The sequence below is a fragment of the Tsukamurella conjunctivitidis genome, from assembly GCF_007858475.1.
GTDB lineage: Bacteria > Actinomycetota > Actinomycetes > Mycobacteriales > Mycobacteriaceae > Tsukamurella > Tsukamurella conjunctivitidis.
On sequence record NZ_VIGX01000001.1, the window covers coordinates 295,327 to 312,336 of the forward strand.

Sequence of the window (17,010 nt, forward strand, 5' to 3'; positions counted from 1 at the left end):
TCAGTGCCCGAAAGGGTCTTCGACGGTGCCCGGCACCCAGGTCAGCCCCGGAACGTTCCAGCCCTGCTTCTTGATGAACTTCTTCGCCTGCCGGGCGTAGCGCCCGGTGAGGACGTCGGTGTAGAGGAACCCGTCGAGGTGGCCGGTCTCATGCTGCAGCATGCGCGCGAAGAACCCCGTGCCCTCGATCTCGACCTTCTCGCCGTTGCGGTCGGTGCCGACGACCTTGGCCCAGTCGGCGCGGCCCGTCGGGAAGGACTCGCCCGGGACGGAGAGGCAGCCCTCCCAGTCGTCGTCCGGGTCCGGCATCGTCTCGGGGATCTCCGAGGTGGTGAGAACGGGGTTGATCACCTCGCCCCGGCGGCGCTCGCGAGTCTCCTCGTCGGGGCAGTCGTAGACGAACAGGCGGAGGTCGCGGCCCACCTGATTGCCGGCGAGACCCACGCCGTTCGCGACGTCCATGGTCTCGTACATGTCGTCGAGCAGGGTCACGATCTCGGCCGACGGCCTGCCGTCCGCGTCCAGCTCGACGGGCGTCGTGGGGGTGTGCAGCACGGGGTCGCCGACGATGACGATGGGGAGGACGGACATGGCGTACACGGTAGTCGGGGGCGGTGCGGGCCGCACCGGCGCACCGGGCGCGACGGGACTCCGGTCGCGCGGAGGTGCGCGACACGCGCCCGCAGCCCCGTGACGCCGCCGCCCGCCGTGGTTAGATTGACGCGAACTACAGAAGTGTTATTTCGAATGCGAGGGGAACGCATGGAGGGCGCCGGTGCGGCCGCGCAGAAGACGGACCGAACTGACGCGCAGCCCGTCGACGAGCGGGGCGAGGACGGCCTGACCAGGCGCGAGCACGACATCCTGGCCTTCGAGCGCCAGTGGTGGAAGTACGCCGGCGCCAAGGAGGACGCGATCAAGGAGCTCTTCGGGCTCTCCGCGACCCGCTACTATCAGGTCCTGAACGCCCTGGTCGACACCCCCGAGGCGCTCGCCGCCGACCCCATGCTCGTCAAGCGCCTGCGCCGGGTCCGGGCGAGCCGGCAGAAGGCTCGCGCCGCTCGCAAGCTCGGCTTCGAGATCACGTGATCCGATACAGTCGGGTGTCGTGAGCACTCAGAACACCCGGGCCGTGCCGATCCGGACGATCATCATGATCCTGATCTCGGCCGCGATCATTCTTGCGGCCATCGGGGTCCACGGGCTCGTGACCCGCAACGACGATCCGCAGGCGGCGCTCAACGCGCAGGAGGCCAAGATCAAGGCCGGCGCGACCGAGACCGCGCAGCCCGCCGCCGACAAGCCGACGGTGTGCCTGCTCTCCGTCGCCAGGGCTCCCGTCGCCGACACGCGCGACAAGCTGAAGAAGGCCGGGATCACCGTGCAGGGCGAGGCCGCCGCGGCGTGGCCGAACCGGCTCGCCGCGCCCCGCGCCACCACCGTGTACTTCGAGGACGGCGGCGAGGACGCCGCGAAGACGGTTTCCACCGCCCTCCCCGGCTCCGCGACCGCGGCACGCCCCGCCGGGCTCGAGGCGTGCAGCGGCGCGCTCGCCGTCGCGGTCGTCAGAAAGTAGCCGGCGACAGGCGCAGCGGGGACCTGTCCTTCGCCGCGAGAGCGGTCCCGATATGATTTCGGGCAACACCAGCCCCAGGGCGGCCCAGCCCCGGTCAGCCGTCCCATAAGGAGTCATCGATGACGAAGCGTCAGTTCCTCGCCCCGATCGCGATCCTTCCGGTGGTGGCCCTCGCCCTGTCGGGCTGCGCCGCGGACGAGAAGCCCTCGGACGCGCCCGGCACGACCCCGCCGGTCGTCACCGGCGCGACGGTGCCCGGCCAGGGCCCGGTCCGCAGCCTGGACCCGGCCGCGCACGGTGAGGAGAAGCCGGGCGAGAGCACGCCGTCGGCCGGCACCGCCGAGGCCTCGCTCGTCAAGCCCGACGGCAGCAGCGCCGGTAAGGCCTCGTTCTCGGAGAAGGACGGCGTCGTGGTGATCGACGTCCGCGTCACCGGCCTCCCCGCAGGCTTCCACGGCATGCACATCCACGAGGTGGGCAAGTGCGAGCCGAACTCGGTCGCCAAGAACGGCGCCCCGGGTTCCGCGACCAACTTCGGTTCCGCCGGCGGCCACTGGCAGAAGGCCGGCGCCTCCGGGCACCCCATGACGGGTGACCTCGTCTCGATCTACGTCAACGCCAACGGCACCGGCCAGACGGTGACCAGCACCGGCGCCTTCACCCTCGCGGACATCAAGAAGAACGCCGACGGCAACGCGCTCATGATCCACGCGGGCCCCGACAACTTCGGCAACATCCCGTCGGCGCGGTACACGAACGTCGTGCCGGGCCAGCCCGTGCCGGACGAGACCACCCTCAGCACCGGCGACGCCGGCGGGCGCATCGCCTGCGGCGTGATCAAGGTCGGTTAGTCATCGAGCCCGTCGCCTTCGAGGCGTCGCCGCGGCCGACGATCGGCGTCGAGTGGGAATTCGCCCTCGTCGACCGGGAGACCGCGGACCTCGTGAGCCGCGCGGGCGAACTGTTCGACGGTATCCGCGCCGGCCACCCGGACATCGCGCCGCAGGTGCACTCGGAGATGCTGCGCAACACCGTCGAGGTGGTGACGGGCGTCTGTGACAACACCGCGGAGGCGATGGTCGACCTGGCGACGGTGATCCGCGCGGTGCGCGCCGCCGCGGACCCGATGGGCGTCGACCTGTTCGGGGCTGGCACGCACCCGTTCGCGCAGTGGAACGCGCAGCAGCTCACCGACAATCCGCGCTACGACGAGCTGATCGCCCGCACGCAGTGGTGGGGCCGGCAGATGCTCATCTGGGGCGTGCACGTGCACGTCGGCGTGAACCACCGCGACAAGGTGCTGCCGATCATCTCGGCGCTGCTCAACCATTACCCGCACCTGCTGGCGCTGTCGGCCAGCTCCCCGATGTGGGGCGGGCACGACACCGGTTACGCCAGTACCCGCGCCATGATGTTCCAGCAGCTGCCCACCGCGGGCCTGCCCTTCCAGTTCGAGCAGTGGAGCGAGTTCGAGCGCTTCGTGCACGATCAGAAGACCACCGGGATCATCGACCACCTCAACGAGATCCGCTGGGACATCCGCCCCGCCTGTCACCTCGGCACGATCGAGGTCCGGATCTGTGACGGGATGTCGTCGTTCGCGGAGCTCGAGGCGGTCGTCGCCCTGATCCACTGCCTGGTGGTCTGGCTCGACGCGCGCCTGGACGCGGGGGAGACCCTGCCGACGCTGCCGCCCTGGCACGTCCAGGAGAACAAGTGGCGTGCCGCCCGGTACGGGCTCGACGCCATCATCATCCAGGACGCCGACAACAACGAGCGCCTGGTCACCGAGGACCTCGACGACCTGCTCGAGCAGCTCGCCCCCGTCGCGCGGCGGCTCGGCTGCTCCCGCGAGCTGGCGGCCGTCGCCGACATCCCGCGTCAGGGTGCCTCGTACCAGCGGCAGCGCGCGGTCGCCGACGGCGTGTGCAGCCCCGACGCCTACCGCACCGTCGTGCGATCGGTGACGAACGAGCTGATCCTGCCGTAGCCCGTGCGGTAGCCCGCCGGCGGCGCGGATCCATATAGACGCATGCGTCTTTGTTAACGAAAATGATTGTCGTTAACTTTGTCGCGTGCCCTCCTCTCCGCCCGGCCGCCGCGTCGGCGCCTCCCCGCTCCTCCTCGCCGGAGTCCTCGCGACGCTGCTCGTCGTGTCGATGGCCGTCGCGGTGTCGCAGGGCGCGGCGACGGTGCCGCTCGGCGACGTGCGCCGGCTCCTCTGGGCCGCGCTGACCGGCGGAGCCCTCGCCCGCGAGGACGCGTCGACCTATTCCATCCTCTGGGACCTGCGCGTTCCGCGCGTGCTCCTCGCCGCCCTGGTCGGCGCCGGCCTCGCGATCGCCGGCGTCGCCTGCCAGGCGCTCGTTCGCAACCCGCTCGCCGACCCGTTCATCCTGGGCATCTCCAGCGGTGCCTCCGTCGGCGCCAGCTTCGTGGTCACCACCGGGGTCGTCGCGGGCCTCGGGATCGCCGGCACCGCCGGCGCGGCGTTCGCGACGGCGGTGCTCGCCTCCCTGCTGGTCTACCTCCTCAGCCGGACCGCCGACGGTGCACTCAGCCCGGTCCGCCTGGTGCTCACGGGCGTCGTGCTCGCCTTCGCCTTCCAGGGCCTCGCGGGCGCGATCGTCTTCTTCGATCCCGTCGGCGACGCCGCGCGATCGGTGATGTTCTGGCTCTTGGGCGGGCTCGGCGGCGCGCAATGGTCCGTGCTGCCGCTGGTCGCCGCGACCGTCGCCCTGTGCGCCGCGATCACGGGCCGCCTGGCGGGCGTGCTCGACGTCCTCGCGCAGGGCGACGAGGCCGCCGCCGCACTCGGTCTCGACCCGCACCGCGCCCGCCGGATGCTCTTCCTCGTCATCGTCGTCATCACCTCCGTCCTCGTCGCGATCGCGGGCACCGTCGGCTTCGTCGGCCTCGTCGTGCCGCACGCGGTCCGGATGATCGTCGGCCCGGCGCACCGGGCGGTGCTCCTGCTCGCGCCGCTCGTCGGCGCCCTCCTCCTGGTCTGGGTGGACCTGCTCAGCCGCCTGGTGGTGGCGCCGCGCGAGCTGCCGCTCGGCATCGTCACGGCCCTCGTCGGCGTCCCCGTCTTCATCGTCCTGCTGCGGCGGCGCGGTGGGCTCTTGGGCGGTGCGGCGTGAGGGTGGAACTGGACCGGATCACCGTCGACCTCGGCGGCACCCGTGTGCTGCACGAGGTCTCGCTCGACATCGCCGCGGGCGCACACGTCGGGCTGATCGGCCCCAACGGCAGCGGCAAGTCGACGCTGCTGCGCTGCCTCTACCGCGCCGTGACCCCGACCGCAGGATCAGTGCGCGTCGGGGGTGAGGAACTCGGCGCGCTGCGGCGCCGCGAGGGTGCGCGCCGCGTCTCCGCGGTCACCCAGAGCGAGACCGGGCACCTGGGCTTCACCGCAGGCGAGACCGTCATGCTGGGCCGGTTCGCGCACGGCGACGCCGGCAGCGCCGCTGCGGCGCGCGCCTGCGATGCGGCCCTCGCCGCGGTCGGGGCCACCCACCTGCGGCACCGCAGCGTGCTCGGGCTCTCCGGCGGTGAGCGCCAGCGCGTCCTCATCGCCCGCGCGCTCGCGCAGGACACGCCCGTTCTGCTGCTCGACGAGCCGCTCAACCACCTCGACGTGCGGCACCAGCTGGACCTGCTGCGCCTGCTGCGGGCCACGTCCAAGACGACCGTCACCGCCATCCACGACATCGACCTCGCCGCGCAGAGCTGCGACCGCTTGGTGCTCCTCGACCGCGGACGGGTGGTCGCCGCCGGCACCCCGGCCGCGGTGCTCACCCCGGAACGCATCGCGGAGGTCTACGGTGTGCGGCCCGTCGTGTCCGCGGCGCGCTCCGGCCCGCCGCGCATCCGCTTCGAACTGTAGAACCGACCGATCGAAAGGATCGACCGATGCATCCCCGCTCCCTGCTCGCCGCGGCCGTCGCGGCGGGCACCCTGCTCGCCGGCACCGCCTGCGGCGCGCGCCCCGCCGAACCCACGGCAGACCTCGTCGACGTCACCAACTGCGGTGTGCACCAGCAGTACCGGTCACCCACCGCCGCGGTGCCCTACGACGTCTCGGCGATCGAGAAGATGTTCGCGCTCGGGCTCACCGACCGCATCAAGGGCATCGTGCTGCCGAAGACGGTGCACGGGGTGATCGCGAAGTCCCCCTACCGCGCCGAGTACGCCAAGGTCCCGATCCTCAGTGACGGTGTGCTCACGCAGGAACCGCTCGTCGCCGCCAAGGCGGACTGGGTCTTCGCGGGGTGGCAGGCCGGCTTCAGTCCCGCCCGCGGGGTGACACCGGAGTCGTTGGGGAAGTTGCGGATCGACAGCTACATGCAGGAGGAGACCTGTTACAACTACGGCGACAAGCCGGCCGCGCGGGCGACGAACCCGATGGAGGACACCTACACCGACATCACCAACCTCGGTGCGATCTTCCGCGTCCAGGACCGAGCGGCGAAGCTGGTCGACGATCTGCGGGCCCGCGAGCGGGCGCTGCGGGAGCGGGCCGACCGCAAAACCGTCAAGCCGTCGGTGTTCGTCTACGACTCGGGGACGGCGGAGCCGTACACCGCGGGCCGCCGGGCCGCCGCCGACCAGGTGGTCTCGCTGGCGGGCGGTCGCTCGGTGACCCACGACGTGGACGGCCGGTGGGCCTCGGTCGGCTGGGAGTCCGTGGTGCAGTCCCAGCCGGACGTGATCGTGATCGTGGACTACGACAAGCAGCCCGCGCAGCAGAAGATCGACTATCTGCGACAGTCGTCACCGATCAAGGACTCTCCGGCGGTGCGCGAGAGCCGTATCCGTGTGGTGGACTACGCCGAGCTGGTGGCCGGGCCGCGCAACCTCGACGCCGCGGCGTCGCTCGCGGACTACCTGGAGCAGAGCGGGGCGGCCCGATGAGCGCGCCCGGCTCCGCCCCCGGATCCGTCGCCGACGTCCTGGACCTCGCCCGCGAGGTCGCGGAGGACGAGGTGGCCCGCAGCGTCTTCTTCGTCGCGCACGGCACGCGCCTCGCGGGCAGCGACCAGCGCTACCGCAACCGATACGTACTCGTCCGGGTCGGTGACTCCTTCGGCGCGTGCGCCTTCGAGGAGGGGGAACTCGCACCCGAGGTCGCCGACCTCTCGGGCGAGCCCCTCGCCGCGTTGCTCGAGCACCCCGCGCAGCCGCTGCGGATCGCGGCCGCCGACGCCGCGCTCGGTGCCGCGGCGCCGCATCGCGACGACCCGCGCGCCGAGCTCCGGACGCTGCCCACCGGCACTCCGGATGTCCGCGCGATCGCCCGCGACGCGGCGGTCGCCGAACTGCTCACCGTCGCGCCGGGCGCGCGGGTCGCTCTGATCGGCGTGGTGAACCCCCTGGTGGCCGCCATTCGCGAGCGCGGTGGCGAGCCGCTGCTCGCGGACCGGAACCTGCAGCGCACCCACTGGGGCGACCCGGTGGCGGACGATCACCGCGCGGTGCTCGCCGCGGCGGACGCGGTGCTCGCGACCGGGATGACCCTGGGCAACGGCAGTTTCGACGAGATCCTCGCATCGTGCCGGGAGCGCGACGTGCCGTTGGCGGTGTACGCGCAGAGCGGCTCCGCGGTCGCGCGTGCCTTCCTCGGCGCGGGACTGACCGCCCTCTCGGCGGAGCATTTCCCGTTCTCGCAGTTCTCGGCCGACGCCTCACCGATGTACCTGTACCGGGGCCCCGCATGAGTGCGGCCGAGGACCGCCCCCTGCCGGACCGGGTGCTGGTCCGCGCGATCTGGCCCATGCTCGCCGCCGCCGCGCTGGGCCTCGTGCCGTTCACGGTGATGGCGAACTTCCTCGTCGCGATCGCCGCCGACGCGCACGCGGGCGTCGACTTGATCGGCGGTCTGCGCGGCCTGGGCGGGGTGGCGGCCCTGCTGGTCGGCGTCGCCGCCGCGCCCCTCCTCGACCGGCTCTCCCGCTCGTCGGTGGCGGCGCTGGCGCTGCTGGTCCTCGCGCTGGGCTGCGGACTCGCGCTGCAGGGCAGCACGGTCGCCTGGATCGTCTTCTGCCTCCTGATCGGTGCGGGCACCGCGGTGCTCAACCCCGCGGTGTCCGCGATGGCCGCCGACCGGTTCGACTCCCCGGCGGCGTCCGCACGCGCGGCGACGCTCGTCTCGTCCACGATGACACTGACCGCGGTCCTCGCCGCGCCGGTCCTCGCGCTGCCCGCCGTGGTGTGGGGCTGGCGCGCGGACATGGCGGCCACCGCGGTGGTGCTGCTCGTGGTCGCGCTCCTGATCGCCCGGCGTCGCGACCCGCGCGGCGGGGAGACGTCCGTGCGCTACCTCCAGGCGTTCCACACCGTGCGGGCGATCCCGGGCGCCCTGGACACACTGGCCGTGTCGCTGCTGCGCACCCTGGCGTTCATGGGCTCGCTCGCCTACATCGCCGCGGCCTTCGGCCAGCGTTTCGGCATCGGGACGGGGTGGTTCTCGCTGGTGTGGGCGACCTCCGGGCTCGCCTTCTTCCTCGGGAACTTCCTGGGCGGCAGGATGATGCAGGACCGCGGAGCGGACCGGCTCCTCGGCACGGTCCTGGCCGCGATCCTCCTCGCCTCCGCCGCGATGCTCGCGCTCTACACCGCTCCGCACGTCGCGGTCGCGTGGCCGATGGTGGCTCTCGTCTCGGCCTCGCACGCGGTCATCGCCGCCGCGGTGACGACGACCCTGGTGCGGGGAGCGGGACCGGTGCGCGGCACCGTGCTCTCCCTCAACGGGGCGGCGCAGAGCGTGGGCGTCTTCGCGGGTGCCTCCCTCGCCGGCGGCGCTCTCGCGCTCGGCGGGTGGACCGGCGTCGGTCTCGTCCTCGGTGGTGCCACCGCACTCGCGGCCGTCTTCGCCCGGCGCGCCCTGCACGGGGCCCGCACGGAGGAGCGGATCGGATGAGCGCTCCGCGCAACGCCTCCCGCGGCCGCGGTGTGGGCCGGAGCACCGGCCACCACGGGGAGCTGCTGCAGGGCCGCTTCCGCTGCCCGGTGTTCGACGAGTGTCCGGGGCTGGTGACGGTGCCGATCGGCACCGTCGGGTCCGTGGCGGTCTTCGTCCCCGACACCTCCGGTGTCGTGCGGGCGGTCGGCACCGCGCGCGACGTCGCCAAGGCGCGCCGCGCCGCCGAGGTCACGCTCGCGCATTTGCGCGTCCGTGGCGTGCTCGGCTGCACCGGAGGCGAACTCCGCGTGACGCGCACGACGGCCGTGGGCCTGGGGCTGGGCTCGTCGACCGCCGACGTGCTCGCCGCGGTCCGCGCGGTCGCCGACTGCGCCGGCGCGGAACTCGACGCCGAGACCGTCGCGCGACTCGCCGTCGCCGCCGAGGGCGCCTCGGACCCGCTGTGGGCCGACCGGCCGATCCTGTTCGCGCACAGGCACGGCCACGTCATCGAGGAGCTCGGCGCGGTGCTGCCCCCGATGCTGCTGGTGCGGTGCGTGCTCGGCGGTCCCGTCGACACCCTGGCGCTGCGTCCCACGGGTGCCGGGGACGTGGAGGAGTACGAGGATCTGCGCGCACTGCTGCGGTGTGCGGTCGCCGCCGGGGACGCGGCCGGGGTCGCCGCGGTCGCCACGCGCAGCGCGGTGCTCAACCAGAGCCGCCACTACAAACCCGGACTGGGCCGCCTCATCGCGGCGGCCGAACGCGGCGGCGCGCTCGGCGTGCAGGTGGCCCACTCCGGGAACGTCGCCGGCCTGCTCTTCGCGCGCGAGCACCCCCGCGAACGTGTGCGACGCGCGTGCACCGCGGTGCGCGCAGCCGGTTTCCGCATCGACGAGACGCCGATCGCGATCGGCGGTGCCGCATGAGGATCGACGGGCACATCGCCGAAGCATTGAGCCGGCCCGCGCTCCTGCGCGGTGCCGACGACCGGTACCTGCTCCGGTTCGAGTCCATGAAGGTCGCCTCGGCCCGGGCCGCGCTCCGAGCCGCCCTCGACGCGGGACGGGTCCGGCCGGGCGGCACCGTCATCGACTCCTCGTCGGGCATCTACGCCTACGCGCTGGCGCTGGCCTGCCACGAGGCGGGTGTGCGGTGCCGCATCATCGGATCGACCACGATCGACGAGGGGCTACGGCTCCAACTCCTCGCGTTGGGGGTCGACCTCGAGCAGATGCCGCCCTCGGCGTCGCTCAAGCTCGACCAGGACCGTCGCGTCCGCCGCATCACCGAACTGCTCGCCCGGGATCCGTCGCTGCACTGGATGCGGCAGTACCACGATCCGGTGCACTACCTCGGCTACCGCGACATCGCGCGCGGCGCCGCGGCCGAGCTCGCGGCGGAGGGCATCGCATCGGTGCGGCTCGTGGCGCCCGTAGGGTCGGGCGTCTCCAGCGGGGCCCTGAGGCTCGGCTTCGAGGAGGCGGGCATGGCCGTGGAACTGGTCGGGGTGCAGCCCTTCGGCAGCGTCACGTTCGGCTCCGGGCACGTCGAGGACCCCGCCATGCTGATCGCCGGGATCGGCTCGTCGATCCCGTTCGACAACGTGCGGCACGGGCTCTACGACGTTATCCACTGGGTGTCCTTCGAGGTCGCCCGCGCGGGCACGCACCGGCTGCTCCGGGAGTACGCGCTGTTCGCGGGCCTCTCCTCCGGGGCCGGGCACGTCGCCGCGGTCTACGAACAGGACTGCGGCACAGCGGTGGACGCCACCGTGCAGGTGCTGCCGGACACGGGGCACCGGTACCTCCGCGCATTGGCCGACCCCGCCGGCGCGACGGAACCGGAGCGGCCGCGGCTCGTCGACGACCCGTCCGGGATCGCGCTGCCGTGGTCGCGGATGCGCTGGTCGGGCGCGCCGGCGCCCGACGCCGCGGCCCGGACCGGCGACCGCTAGTCCCGGGTGCCGGTCTCCATCTGATCGGGGTCGATCGTGCTGTCGCGCAGCCGCTGCTCCTGATAGGCCACGCGCCCCACCCGGTGCGCGACGGCCGGTGCCGTGATCATCGTGAACAGGCCCACCAGCACCAGCATCCAGACGTCGACGGAGTCCGTCATCCGCACGATCGCGCCGGCCAGCAGCAGGAGCAGGCCCAGGGTCTGCGGCTTGGTGGCCGCGTGCATCCGGGTCAGCGTGTCCGGGAAGCGGATGATGCCGATCGCCGCGGTCACCGCGAAGACGGCGCCCGTGAGGAACAGGATCGAGGAGACGACGTCGACGATCATCGCAGGCCTCCACTCCGCGGCGCGATGTCCGGCGTCTCGTCGGGCGGCGACGGGGCCGTCCCGGCATCGTCGGGCACCCGGAACCGCACCACCGAGATCGAGCCGACGAAGCCGATGAGCGACAGCGCCACGATCCCGGGGATGACCGACGAGTTGCGGCTGTACGCCGCCCACACCGCGAGCCCGCCCACGGCGATCGCGACGAGTGCGTCCACCGCGACGACCCGGTCCAGTGTGTTCGGTCCGCGCAGCAGCCGGTAGGCGGTGAGGAAGGCGGCGGTCATGAGGACGACGCCGGTGATCACGAAGACGACGGTCATGCCTTCCCCTCTCCCTCGGGCACCTGCTGTCCCGGCCCGGCGGTCGGATGCGCCTTGCGGTACGCGATCTCGGGTGCGGCCATCCTGCGCGCGTCGCCGGCCAGGCCGCGGGCGCCGGGGGTGACGTGATGGAAGTCGTCGTCGTCGATGCCGTGCATCGGGCTGGCGTGCCACTCGTTGTCGCGCTCGAAGGCGTCGATGAACAGGCGCTCGAGGCGCGCGGTGCTGCGGTAGAACTGCCGCACCGCCTTCTCGCTGCTCACGTCGACCACGTGCACGTAGAGCAGCCGCCTCTTGGTGTCGATGTCCAGCACCATGGTGCCCGGGATCAGGTTCATCATGTCGACCAGCAGCGTGAGCACCAGGTCGGATTTGATCGAGACCTTCGCCCGCAGGACCGCGCTCAGCGGCATCGAACCGGGCCGGATCGCCAGCCAGGCAACCTCGATCGACGAGCGGAACATCTCCACGATGAAGACGCCGATCAGCTTGAGCAGCGAGCCCAGGTGCACGCGGCCCTCCACGGGCACCGGCGGGAGCGGGAGCAGCAGCAGGATCGCGAGGCCCACGAGCAGGCCGCCCGCGATGTTGCCCCAGGTCACGCTGCCCCACAGCATGACCCACACCGCGTCGAGCCAGATCAGTTGGCCGACCTTGACCGCCACGGCGCGACCGTCGCGCAGGTCGGGCAGGATCCGCGTCACGAGTCGCCTAGCCATGAGCGCCTCCCTGACGGTTCTGGGGGCCGACGGTGGCGGGGCCGCCGTCGGGCGGTTGCAGTCGGGAGACGGCCTCCGGGCCGAGCACGGCCTCGATGTAGTCGGCCCGGCCGAGGAGCTGTTCGGCGGCGCGGTCGGTGACGGTGAACATCGGCCCCGCGAAGATCGCGAGGACCAGGCCCACGCCCAACAGACCGGCGGTGGGCGCCACCATGCTCACCGGCATCCGCCCCGGATCCTCCCGATCGGCGAACTCGATGACGTCGGCGTCGTCGAGCAGGGCCTCCGGATGCGCGACGGCCAGCTCGCCCTCCGGGGCGTCCGAACGGGGGCGCCAGAAGGCCTTCGTCCACACGCGGATCACCGCGTACAGGGTGAGCAGGCTGGTGATCACGCTGCCGGCGACCAGCACCCACGCCAGGACCGAACCCTGCCGTACGCCCGCCTCGATGAGGCCGACCTTGCCGACGAAGCCCGAGAAGGGCGGGATGCCACCTAGGTTCAGCGCGGGGAGGAAGAACAGGATGGCGAGCACCGGGCTGGCCGCGGCGAGGCCGCCGAGGCGGCGCAGCGAGGCCGCGCCCGCCTGCCGCTCGATGAGGCCCACCACGAGGAACAGTGTCGTCTGCACGAGGATGTGGTGCACCACGTAGTAGATCGTCGAGCTCAGGCCCAGCGGCGTCGAGAGCGCGATGCCGAAGATCATGTAGCCGATGTGGCTGACCAGCGTGAACGAGAGCAGCCGCTTGATGTCGGTCTGCGCGATCGCGCCCAGGATGCCGACGATCATCGTGAGCAGGCCGGCGATCATGAGCACGTCGTCGAGGGCACCGCCCGGGAAGAGCAGCGTGTGCGCGCGGATGATCGCGTACACGCCGACCTTGGTGAGCAGGCCCGCGAAGACCGCGGTGACCGGCGCGGGCGCCGTCGGGTAGGAGTCCGGCAGCCAGGTCGACAGCGGGAAGACCGCCGCCTTGATCCCGAAGGCCACCAGCAGCACCGCGAACAACGTGGTGCGCGTGCCGGACGGCAGGTCCTGCAGCCTGATCGCCATGTCCGCGAGGTTCAGCGTGCCGGTCGCGAAGTAGGCGTAGGCGATGCCCAGCAGGAAGATCACCGAGGAGACCATCGAGACCATCACGTACGACACGCCCGCCCGGATGCGGTCGGCACTGCCGCCCACGGTCAGCAGGACGAAGCTCGCGGCGAGCAGCATCTCGAAGGAGACGAACAGGTTGAACAGATCGCCCGCGAGGAAGGCGTTGCACACGCCCGCCGCGAGGATCAGGTAGGTGGGGTAGAAGATCGAGACGGGCTGGTGCTCGTCGCCGTCCCGGATGCCCTGGCCCACCGAGTACACGAGGACGCCGAGCAGCACGATCGCGGAGACCAGCACCATCAGCGCCGCCAACTGGTCGGCGACCAGGGTGACGCCGAGCGGACTGCCCTTGCCGTCGCGATCGCCCCACCCGCCGACGTGCAGCGCGACGGTGCCGTGCCGGTCGGTGTAGTAGAGCATCAGCGCCGCGACCGCGACGATGGCGGTGAGCGAGAACAACGAGATCAGGCGCTGCAATCGCGGGTGCCGGCCCATCACCATCGTGATGGCCGCCGCCACGATCGGCAGCACCGTCGGCAGCGGGATCAGGGCGAGCATCGTCGATTCGGTCATCGCTCGCCCCCTCGCTCGTCGGATTCGCTCGGCGGGAGCTGCTTCTCCCGGGGCACACTCGGCAGCGGCAGCGCCCCCGTGTCCACGACGTCGACGCGGGCCTGCTTGAGCTCCTCGGCGGACAGCAACTCGCCGTCGGGGCCGTAGGCGTCGCCCAGGGCCGACGGTGCGCCCGTGATCGGATCGTCCGAGGCGTCGTAGTCGGGATCGTCGGCCGCGATGTCCACGTCGCGCTCGAGGACCTTCGTGTCCTCGGGATCGTCGTCGACCTCGTCGTCGGTGTTGATGGTGAAGGAGCGGTAGGCGAGCGCGAGGATGAACGCCGCCATGCCCATCGTGATGACGATGGCGGTGAGGATCATCGCCTGCGCGAGGGGATCCGCGTCGGTGAGCCGGCCCTCCGAGAAGTACCCGACGATGGGCGGGTTCCCGGGTGGGGACGACAGCGCGAGCAGCAGCAGATTCACCGCGTTGCCGAACAGGATGATGCCCATCAGCATGCGGGTGAGGCTGCGATCGAGCAGCAGGTACACGCCGGTGGCGACCATGACGGCGATCGCGGCGAAGAGACCGATGTCGACGATCATCGCGCGCCACCCCCCGACTGAACCGGCAGGGGCGAGGTCATGTCGGCGGGGGATCCCTCCAGATCGAGTCGCGCGCCCAGGCTGCGCAGGACGTCGAGGACCAGGCCCACGACGATGAGGTACACGCCGGCGTCGAAGATCAGCGCAGTCACCACCTTGACGTCACCGAAGACCGGCAGGGTGAATTCGAAGGCGACCGACGACATCGCCGGTGCGCCCGCGAGCAGCGAGACGATGGTGCCGCCCGCCGCGAGCAGCAGGCCGGTGCCGAGGATCCGGCCCGCGTCGAGCGGGAGGGCCTCGCCGATCTCGTACCGGCCGCCCGCGAGGTAGCGCAGCACGAGTGCGAGGCCCGCGGTCAGGCCGCCGGCGAAGCCGCCGCCCGGCGCGTTGTGGCCGGCGAAGAAGAAGTAGATCGAAACCACCATGATCGTGGGGAAGGCCAGGCGCGACGTGATCTCGAGGACCAGCGAGCGGTGCCGGGGATCGCGGAGCGCGCTGCCCCGCAGCCACGTGGTGCCCGGTGCCGCGTCGGCCGCGGCCGCTGCAGCGGCGCTCACCCGCGGCGCCGAGCCGAAGCGACGGTTGCGGAAGACGAGCGAGGCGACGCCCGTCGCCGCGACCAGCAGCACCGAGATCTCACCGAAGGTGTCCCAGGCACGGACGTCGACCAGGATCACGTTCACCGTGTTGTGGCCGTAGCCGAACTTGTAGGCCTGCTCCGGCAGACGTTCCGCGACGGGCGCGGCCACCCTGGCGGCGCGCACGGCGATCGCCACCACGACCACCATCGCCGCGACCGCGATGCCGAGCAGGGCACGGGCCACGCGCGTCGGGCGACTGCCGGTGATGGGCGCCTCGGCGGGCAGCTTGCGCAGCACCAGCACGAAGACCACCAGCGTCAGGGTCTCCACGAGGAACTGGGTGAGCGCCAGGTCGGGGGCGCCGTAGATCGCGAAGATCACGCCCGTGCCGTACCCGGTGACGCCGACGACGAGCACCGTCGCCAGGCGGTTGCGCAAGACGACAGCGGTGAGCGCCGCGGCGCACATCAGCACCGAGATCGCGAGGAACAGCGGCGAGGCCTCGACCCGCAGGTCGGGCCGTGCGCGCGTGCCGAAGGCGAGGACCAGCACCGGCAGCAGCACCAGCGTGAGCAGGATCGTGCCCTGGGTGAGCGGCAGCGAACCGCGCTGGGTGCTCTGCGTCATGCGCAGCGACAGCACGTCGGCGCCGCGCAGCGTGGCGTCGTAGAGCCGGTCCGCGTTGCCGAGCAGCACGCTGTTGCGCCGGCGCAGCCGCGAGAACGGGCTGTGCGGCTGCGCGATGACGATGCCCGTCGCGATGATCAGCGCGGTCAGCAGCAGGGGCAGCGTGAAGCCGTGCCACAGTGCGAGGTGGTACGGGTCCTCCGCCGGCGGGAAGGACTGGTCCGGGTACTCGGCGAGCACGTGGTCGAGCCACGGCGAGAAGATCCCGTCGATCAGGCTGAGCCCGGCGAGCAGCGCGGGACCGGCCAGGAAGAGGGGGCTGATCCCGTGCATGTTCTCGACCGCGCTGGTGGCTTTGATCTGCCCTTTGCGGCCGAAGGCGCCCCAGAGGAAGCGGATGCTGTAGGCCATCGTCAACGCCGAACCGACGCACAGCCCCACGAGCAGCACCACCGGGAGCGGCGACGGCAGCGAGGCGTGCAGCATCGTCTCGAGTGCCGCCTCCTTGCCGACGAAGCCGTACAGCGGCGGGATGCCGGCCATCGACGCCGCGGCCAGCGCCGCGATCACCGCGAGCACGGGCTGCCGGTCGCCGAGGCGGGCCAGTCGCCGGATGTCACGTGTACCGGTGGCGTGGTCGATGATGCCGACCACCATGAACAGCGTCGCCTTGAACAGGGCGTGCGCGGTGAGCATCGTCATCCCCGCGAGCGCGACGTTGCGCTCGCCCGTGCCGACGAGCACCATCATCATGCCGAGCTGGCTGACGGTGCCGAAGGCCAGGATCAGCTTGAGGTCGAACTCCCGCAGGGCGCGCCAGCCGGCCAGGATCATCGTGAGGATGCCGAGGCCCAGCACGATCACCCGCCACGACGTGAGGTGCGCGAAGGCCGGCGCGAGCAGCGCGACCAGGAAGACACCGGCCTTGACCATCGCCGCCGCGTGCAGGTAGCCGGAGACGGGCGTCGGCGCGGCCATGGCGCCCGGCAGCCAGAAGTGGAAGGGCACGATCGCCGACTTGCTGATCGCGCCGATGAGGATGAGCACGACGCCCACCTCGACGCCGATGGAGATCGTCGACGGATCGCCGACCGCGCGGGCGATGACCTCGGAGAACAGGTAGGTGCCGTAGTGCTCGCCCAGCTCGATGATGCCGACCAGCATCGCGAGGCCGCCGAGCGTGGTGACCAGCAGCGCCTGCGTCGCGGCGCGACGGCTCGTGGCGCGCTCGGCGTAATAGCCGACGAGCAGGAAGCTCAGCACCGAGGTGAGCTCCCAGAAGACGTACATCACCAGCATGTTGTCGCTGACCACGAGGCCGAACATGACGGCCATGAAGGCGACCAGCTCGGCCGCGAAGGTCGGGAGCTTGCGGGTGTTGGTGACGCCGGTGAAGTAGCCGGCGCAGTAGACCAGGATGACGGCGCCGACACCGAGCACCAGGACGGACATGATCGCGGCGAGCGGTGTGAGCCGCAGGTCGACGTTCATGTTCAGCGCCGGGATCCATTGCAGCGATTCCGTGCGGTCGGGCTCGCCGGAGACCGGCCAGACGGTGATGATCCAGACCAGCGCAGCGGCCGGGGCCAGCGCGAGCGCCAGGAATCCGCGCGCGCCGAAGCGTCCGACCACGATGGGTGCGGCTAAGGTCGCCAGTGACAAACAGACAAGGATGACAAGCAAGGGCACTCCGTCCTTCATGAGCGGGGTGTCGTTCTTGTCGAATTCTACCGGT

The 17,010-nt window shown here is 71.8% G+C and carries 18 protein-coding genes; 11 read left to right on the forward strand and 7 right to left on the reverse strand.

The window, feature by feature from the left end; translation table 11 throughout:
• Positions 1 to 591, reverse strand: a complete 591-nt coding sequence (locus tag FK530_RS01385; RefSeq protein WP_126196193.1) for a peptide deformylase — start codon at positions 589 to 591, stop codon at positions 1 to 3.
• A gap of 171 nt (positions 592 to 762) precedes the next feature.
• Between FK530_RS01385 and napA the strand changes: the two genes are divergently transcribed.
• The 11 genes from napA (at position 763) to FK530_RS01440 (ending at position 10,437) form a co-directional block, all read left to right on the forward strand.
• Entirely contained in the window at positions 763 to 1,089 is a 327-nt protein-coding gene (napA, locus tag FK530_RS01390; RefSeq protein WP_146485192.1) for a nucleoid-associated protein NapA, read from the forward strand.
• A gap of 19 nt (positions 1,090 to 1,108) precedes the next feature.
• On the forward strand, positions 1,109 to 1,576 hold the full coding sequence (locus tag FK530_RS01395) for a LytR C-terminal domain-containing protein (RefSeq protein WP_146485193.1): 468 nt from the start codon (positions 1,109 to 1,111) through the stop codon (positions 1,574 to 1,576).
• 119 nt (positions 1,577 to 1,695) lie between these two features.
• Positions 1,696 to 2,427, forward strand: a complete 732-nt coding sequence (gene sodC, locus FK530_RS01400) for a superoxide dismutase[Cu-Zn] (protein WP_146485194.1) — start codon at positions 1,696 to 1,698, stop codon at positions 2,425 to 2,427.
• A 2-nt stretch (positions 2,428 to 2,429) separates the two neighbouring features.
• Positions 2,430 to 3,566 (forward strand): glutamate--cysteine ligase, encoded by a 1,137-nt coding sequence (locus tag FK530_RS01405; protein ID WP_146485195.1) that lies wholly within the window; start codon positions 2,430 to 2,432, stop codon positions 3,564 to 3,566.
• Positions 3,567 to 3,651: 85 nt separating this feature from the next.
• Positions 3,652 to 4,719: a FecCD family ABC transporter permease gene (locus tag FK530_RS01410; RefSeq protein ID WP_166443237.1), complete on the forward strand. Its 1,068-nt coding sequence runs from the start codon at positions 3,652 to 3,654 to the stop codon at positions 4,717 to 4,719.
• On the forward strand, positions 4,716 to 5,465 hold the full coding sequence (locus FK530_RS01415; RefSeq protein WP_146485196.1) for an ABC transporter ATP-binding protein: 750 nt from the start codon (positions 4,716 to 4,718) through the stop codon (positions 5,463 to 5,465). The genes FK530_RS01410 and FK530_RS01415 overlap by 4 nt, the downstream gene beginning before the upstream one ends.
• Positions 5,466 to 5,491: 26 nt before the next feature.
• Complete coding sequence (locus FK530_RS01420; protein WP_146485197.1) at positions 5,492 to 6,493, forward strand: ABC transporter substrate-binding protein; 1,002 nt, start codon at positions 5,492 to 5,494, stop codon at positions 6,491 to 6,493.
• Positions 6,490 to 7,296, forward strand: a complete 807-nt coding sequence (locus FK530_RS01425) for a Rossmann-like domain-containing protein (RefSeq protein ID WP_146485198.1) — start codon at positions 6,490 to 6,492, stop codon at positions 7,294 to 7,296. Before FK530_RS01420 ends, FK530_RS01425 begins: the two co-directional genes overlap by 4 nt.
• Positions 7,293 to 8,498, forward strand: coding sequence for an MFS transporter (locus FK530_RS01430; protein WP_146485199.1), 1,206 nt, complete (start codon positions 7,293 to 7,295; stop codon positions 8,496 to 8,498). Before FK530_RS01425 ends, FK530_RS01430 begins: the two co-directional genes overlap by 4 nt.
• Positions 8,495 to 9,409, forward strand: coding sequence for a GHMP family kinase ATP-binding protein (locus FK530_RS01435; protein ID WP_146485200.1), 915 nt, complete (start codon positions 8,495 to 8,497; stop codon positions 9,407 to 9,409). Before FK530_RS01430 ends, FK530_RS01435 begins: the two co-directional genes overlap by 4 nt.
• Positions 9,406 to 10,437 (forward strand): pyridoxal-phosphate dependent enzyme, encoded by a 1,032-nt coding sequence (locus tag FK530_RS01440; RefSeq protein ID WP_146485201.1) that lies wholly within the window; start codon positions 9,406 to 9,408, stop codon positions 10,435 to 10,437. The genes FK530_RS01435 and FK530_RS01440 overlap by 4 nt, the downstream gene beginning before the upstream one ends.
• On the opposite strand, the gene mnhG is transcribed toward FK530_RS01440, so the two are convergent.
• The 6 genes from mnhG to FK530_RS01470 are packed head-to-tail and all read right to left on the reverse strand — an operon-like array spanning position 10,434 to position 16,958.
• Positions 10,434 to 10,766, reverse strand: a complete 333-nt coding sequence (gene mnhG, locus FK530_RS01445; RefSeq protein WP_146485202.1) for a monovalent cation/H(+) antiporter subunit G — start codon at positions 10,764 to 10,766, stop codon at positions 10,434 to 10,436. The genes FK530_RS01440 and mnhG overlap by 4 nt on opposite strands.
• The gene (locus FK530_RS01450) at positions 10,763 to 11,086 is read right to left on the reverse strand and encodes a monovalent cation/H+ antiporter complex subunit F (protein WP_146485203.1); all 324 of its coding nucleotides are present in this window, start codon (positions 11,084 to 11,086) and stop codon (positions 10,763 to 10,765) included. Before FK530_RS01450 ends, mnhG begins: the two co-directional genes overlap by 4 nt.
• Positions 11,083 to 11,805 carry a Na+/H+ antiporter subunit E gene (locus FK530_RS01455; protein WP_146485204.1) on the reverse strand — a complete coding sequence of 241 codons (723 nt, stop codon included), beginning with the start codon at positions 11,803 to 11,805 and terminating at the stop codon, positions 11,083 to 11,085. Before FK530_RS01455 ends, FK530_RS01450 begins: the two co-directional genes overlap by 4 nt.
• Positions 11,798 to 13,462, reverse strand: a complete 1,665-nt coding sequence (locus FK530_RS01460) for a Na+/H+ antiporter subunit D (RefSeq protein WP_166443243.1) — start codon at positions 13,460 to 13,462, stop codon at positions 11,798 to 11,800. The genes FK530_RS01455 and FK530_RS01460 overlap by 8 nt, the downstream gene beginning before the upstream one ends.
• A gap of 11 nt (positions 13,463 to 13,473) precedes the next feature.
• Positions 13,474 to 14,064, reverse strand: coding sequence for a Na(+)/H(+) antiporter subunit C (locus tag FK530_RS01465; protein ID WP_146485206.1), 591 nt, complete (start codon positions 14,062 to 14,064; stop codon positions 13,474 to 13,476).
• Positions 14,061 to 16,958: a Na+/H+ antiporter subunit A gene (locus FK530_RS01470; protein WP_146485207.1), complete on the reverse strand. Its 2,898-nt coding sequence runs from the start codon at positions 16,956 to 16,958 to the stop codon at positions 14,061 to 14,063. The genes FK530_RS01465 and FK530_RS01470 overlap by 4 nt, the downstream gene beginning before the upstream one ends.
• Positions 16,959 to 17,010 lie beyond the last annotated feature (52 nt).

Bases quoted from the DNA above. Each gene is read 5' to 3' on its own strand.
- FK530_RS01420 (WP_146485197.1), top strand. From the start codon at position 5,492: ATGCATCCCCGCTCCCTGCTCGCCGCGGCCGTCGCGGCGGGCACCCTG.
- FK530_RS01450 (WP_146485203.1), bottom strand. From the start codon at position 11,086: ATGACCGTCGTCTTCGTGATCACCGGCGTCGTCCTCATGACCGCCGCC.
- FK530_RS01465 (WP_146485206.1), bottom strand. From the start codon at position 14,064: ATGATCGTCGACATCGGTCTCTTCGCCGCGATCGCCGTCATGGTCGCC.
- FK530_RS01430 (WP_146485199.1), top strand. From the start codon at position 7,293: ATGAGTGCGGCCGAGGACCGCCCCCTGCCGGACCGGGTGCTGGTCCGC.
- FK530_RS01440 (WP_146485201.1), top strand. From the start codon at position 9,406: ATGAGGATCGACGGGCACATCGCCGAAGCATTGAGCCGGCCCGCGCTC.
- FK530_RS01455 (WP_146485204.1), bottom strand. From the start codon at position 11,805: ATGGCTAGGCGACTCGTGACGCGGATCCTGCCCGACCTGCGCGACGGT.
- FK530_RS01385 (WP_126196193.1), bottom strand. From the start codon at position 591: ATGTCCGTCCTCCCCATCGTCATCGTCGGCGACCCCGTGCTGCACACC.
- FK530_RS01460 (WP_166443243.1), bottom strand. From the start codon at position 13,462: ATGCTCGCCCTGATCCCGCTGCCGACGGTGCTGCCGATCGTGGCGGCG.
- mnhG (WP_146485202.1), bottom strand. From the start codon at position 10,766: ATGATCGTCGACGTCGTCTCCTCGATCCTGTTCCTCACGGGCGCCGTC.
- napA (WP_146485192.1), top strand. From the start codon at position 763: ATGGAGGGCGCCGGTGCGGCCGCGCAGAAGACGGACCGAACTGACGCG.
- FK530_RS01435 (WP_146485200.1), top strand. From the start codon at position 8,495: ATGAGCGCTCCGCGCAACGCCTCCCGCGGCCGCGGTGTGGGCCGGAGC.
- sodC (WP_146485194.1), top strand. From the start codon at position 1,696: ATGACGAAGCGTCAGTTCCTCGCCCCGATCGCGATCCTTCCGGTGGTG.
- FK530_RS01425 (WP_146485198.1), top strand. From the start codon at position 6,490: ATGAGCGCGCCCGGCTCCGCCCCCGGATCCGTCGCCGACGTCCTGGAC.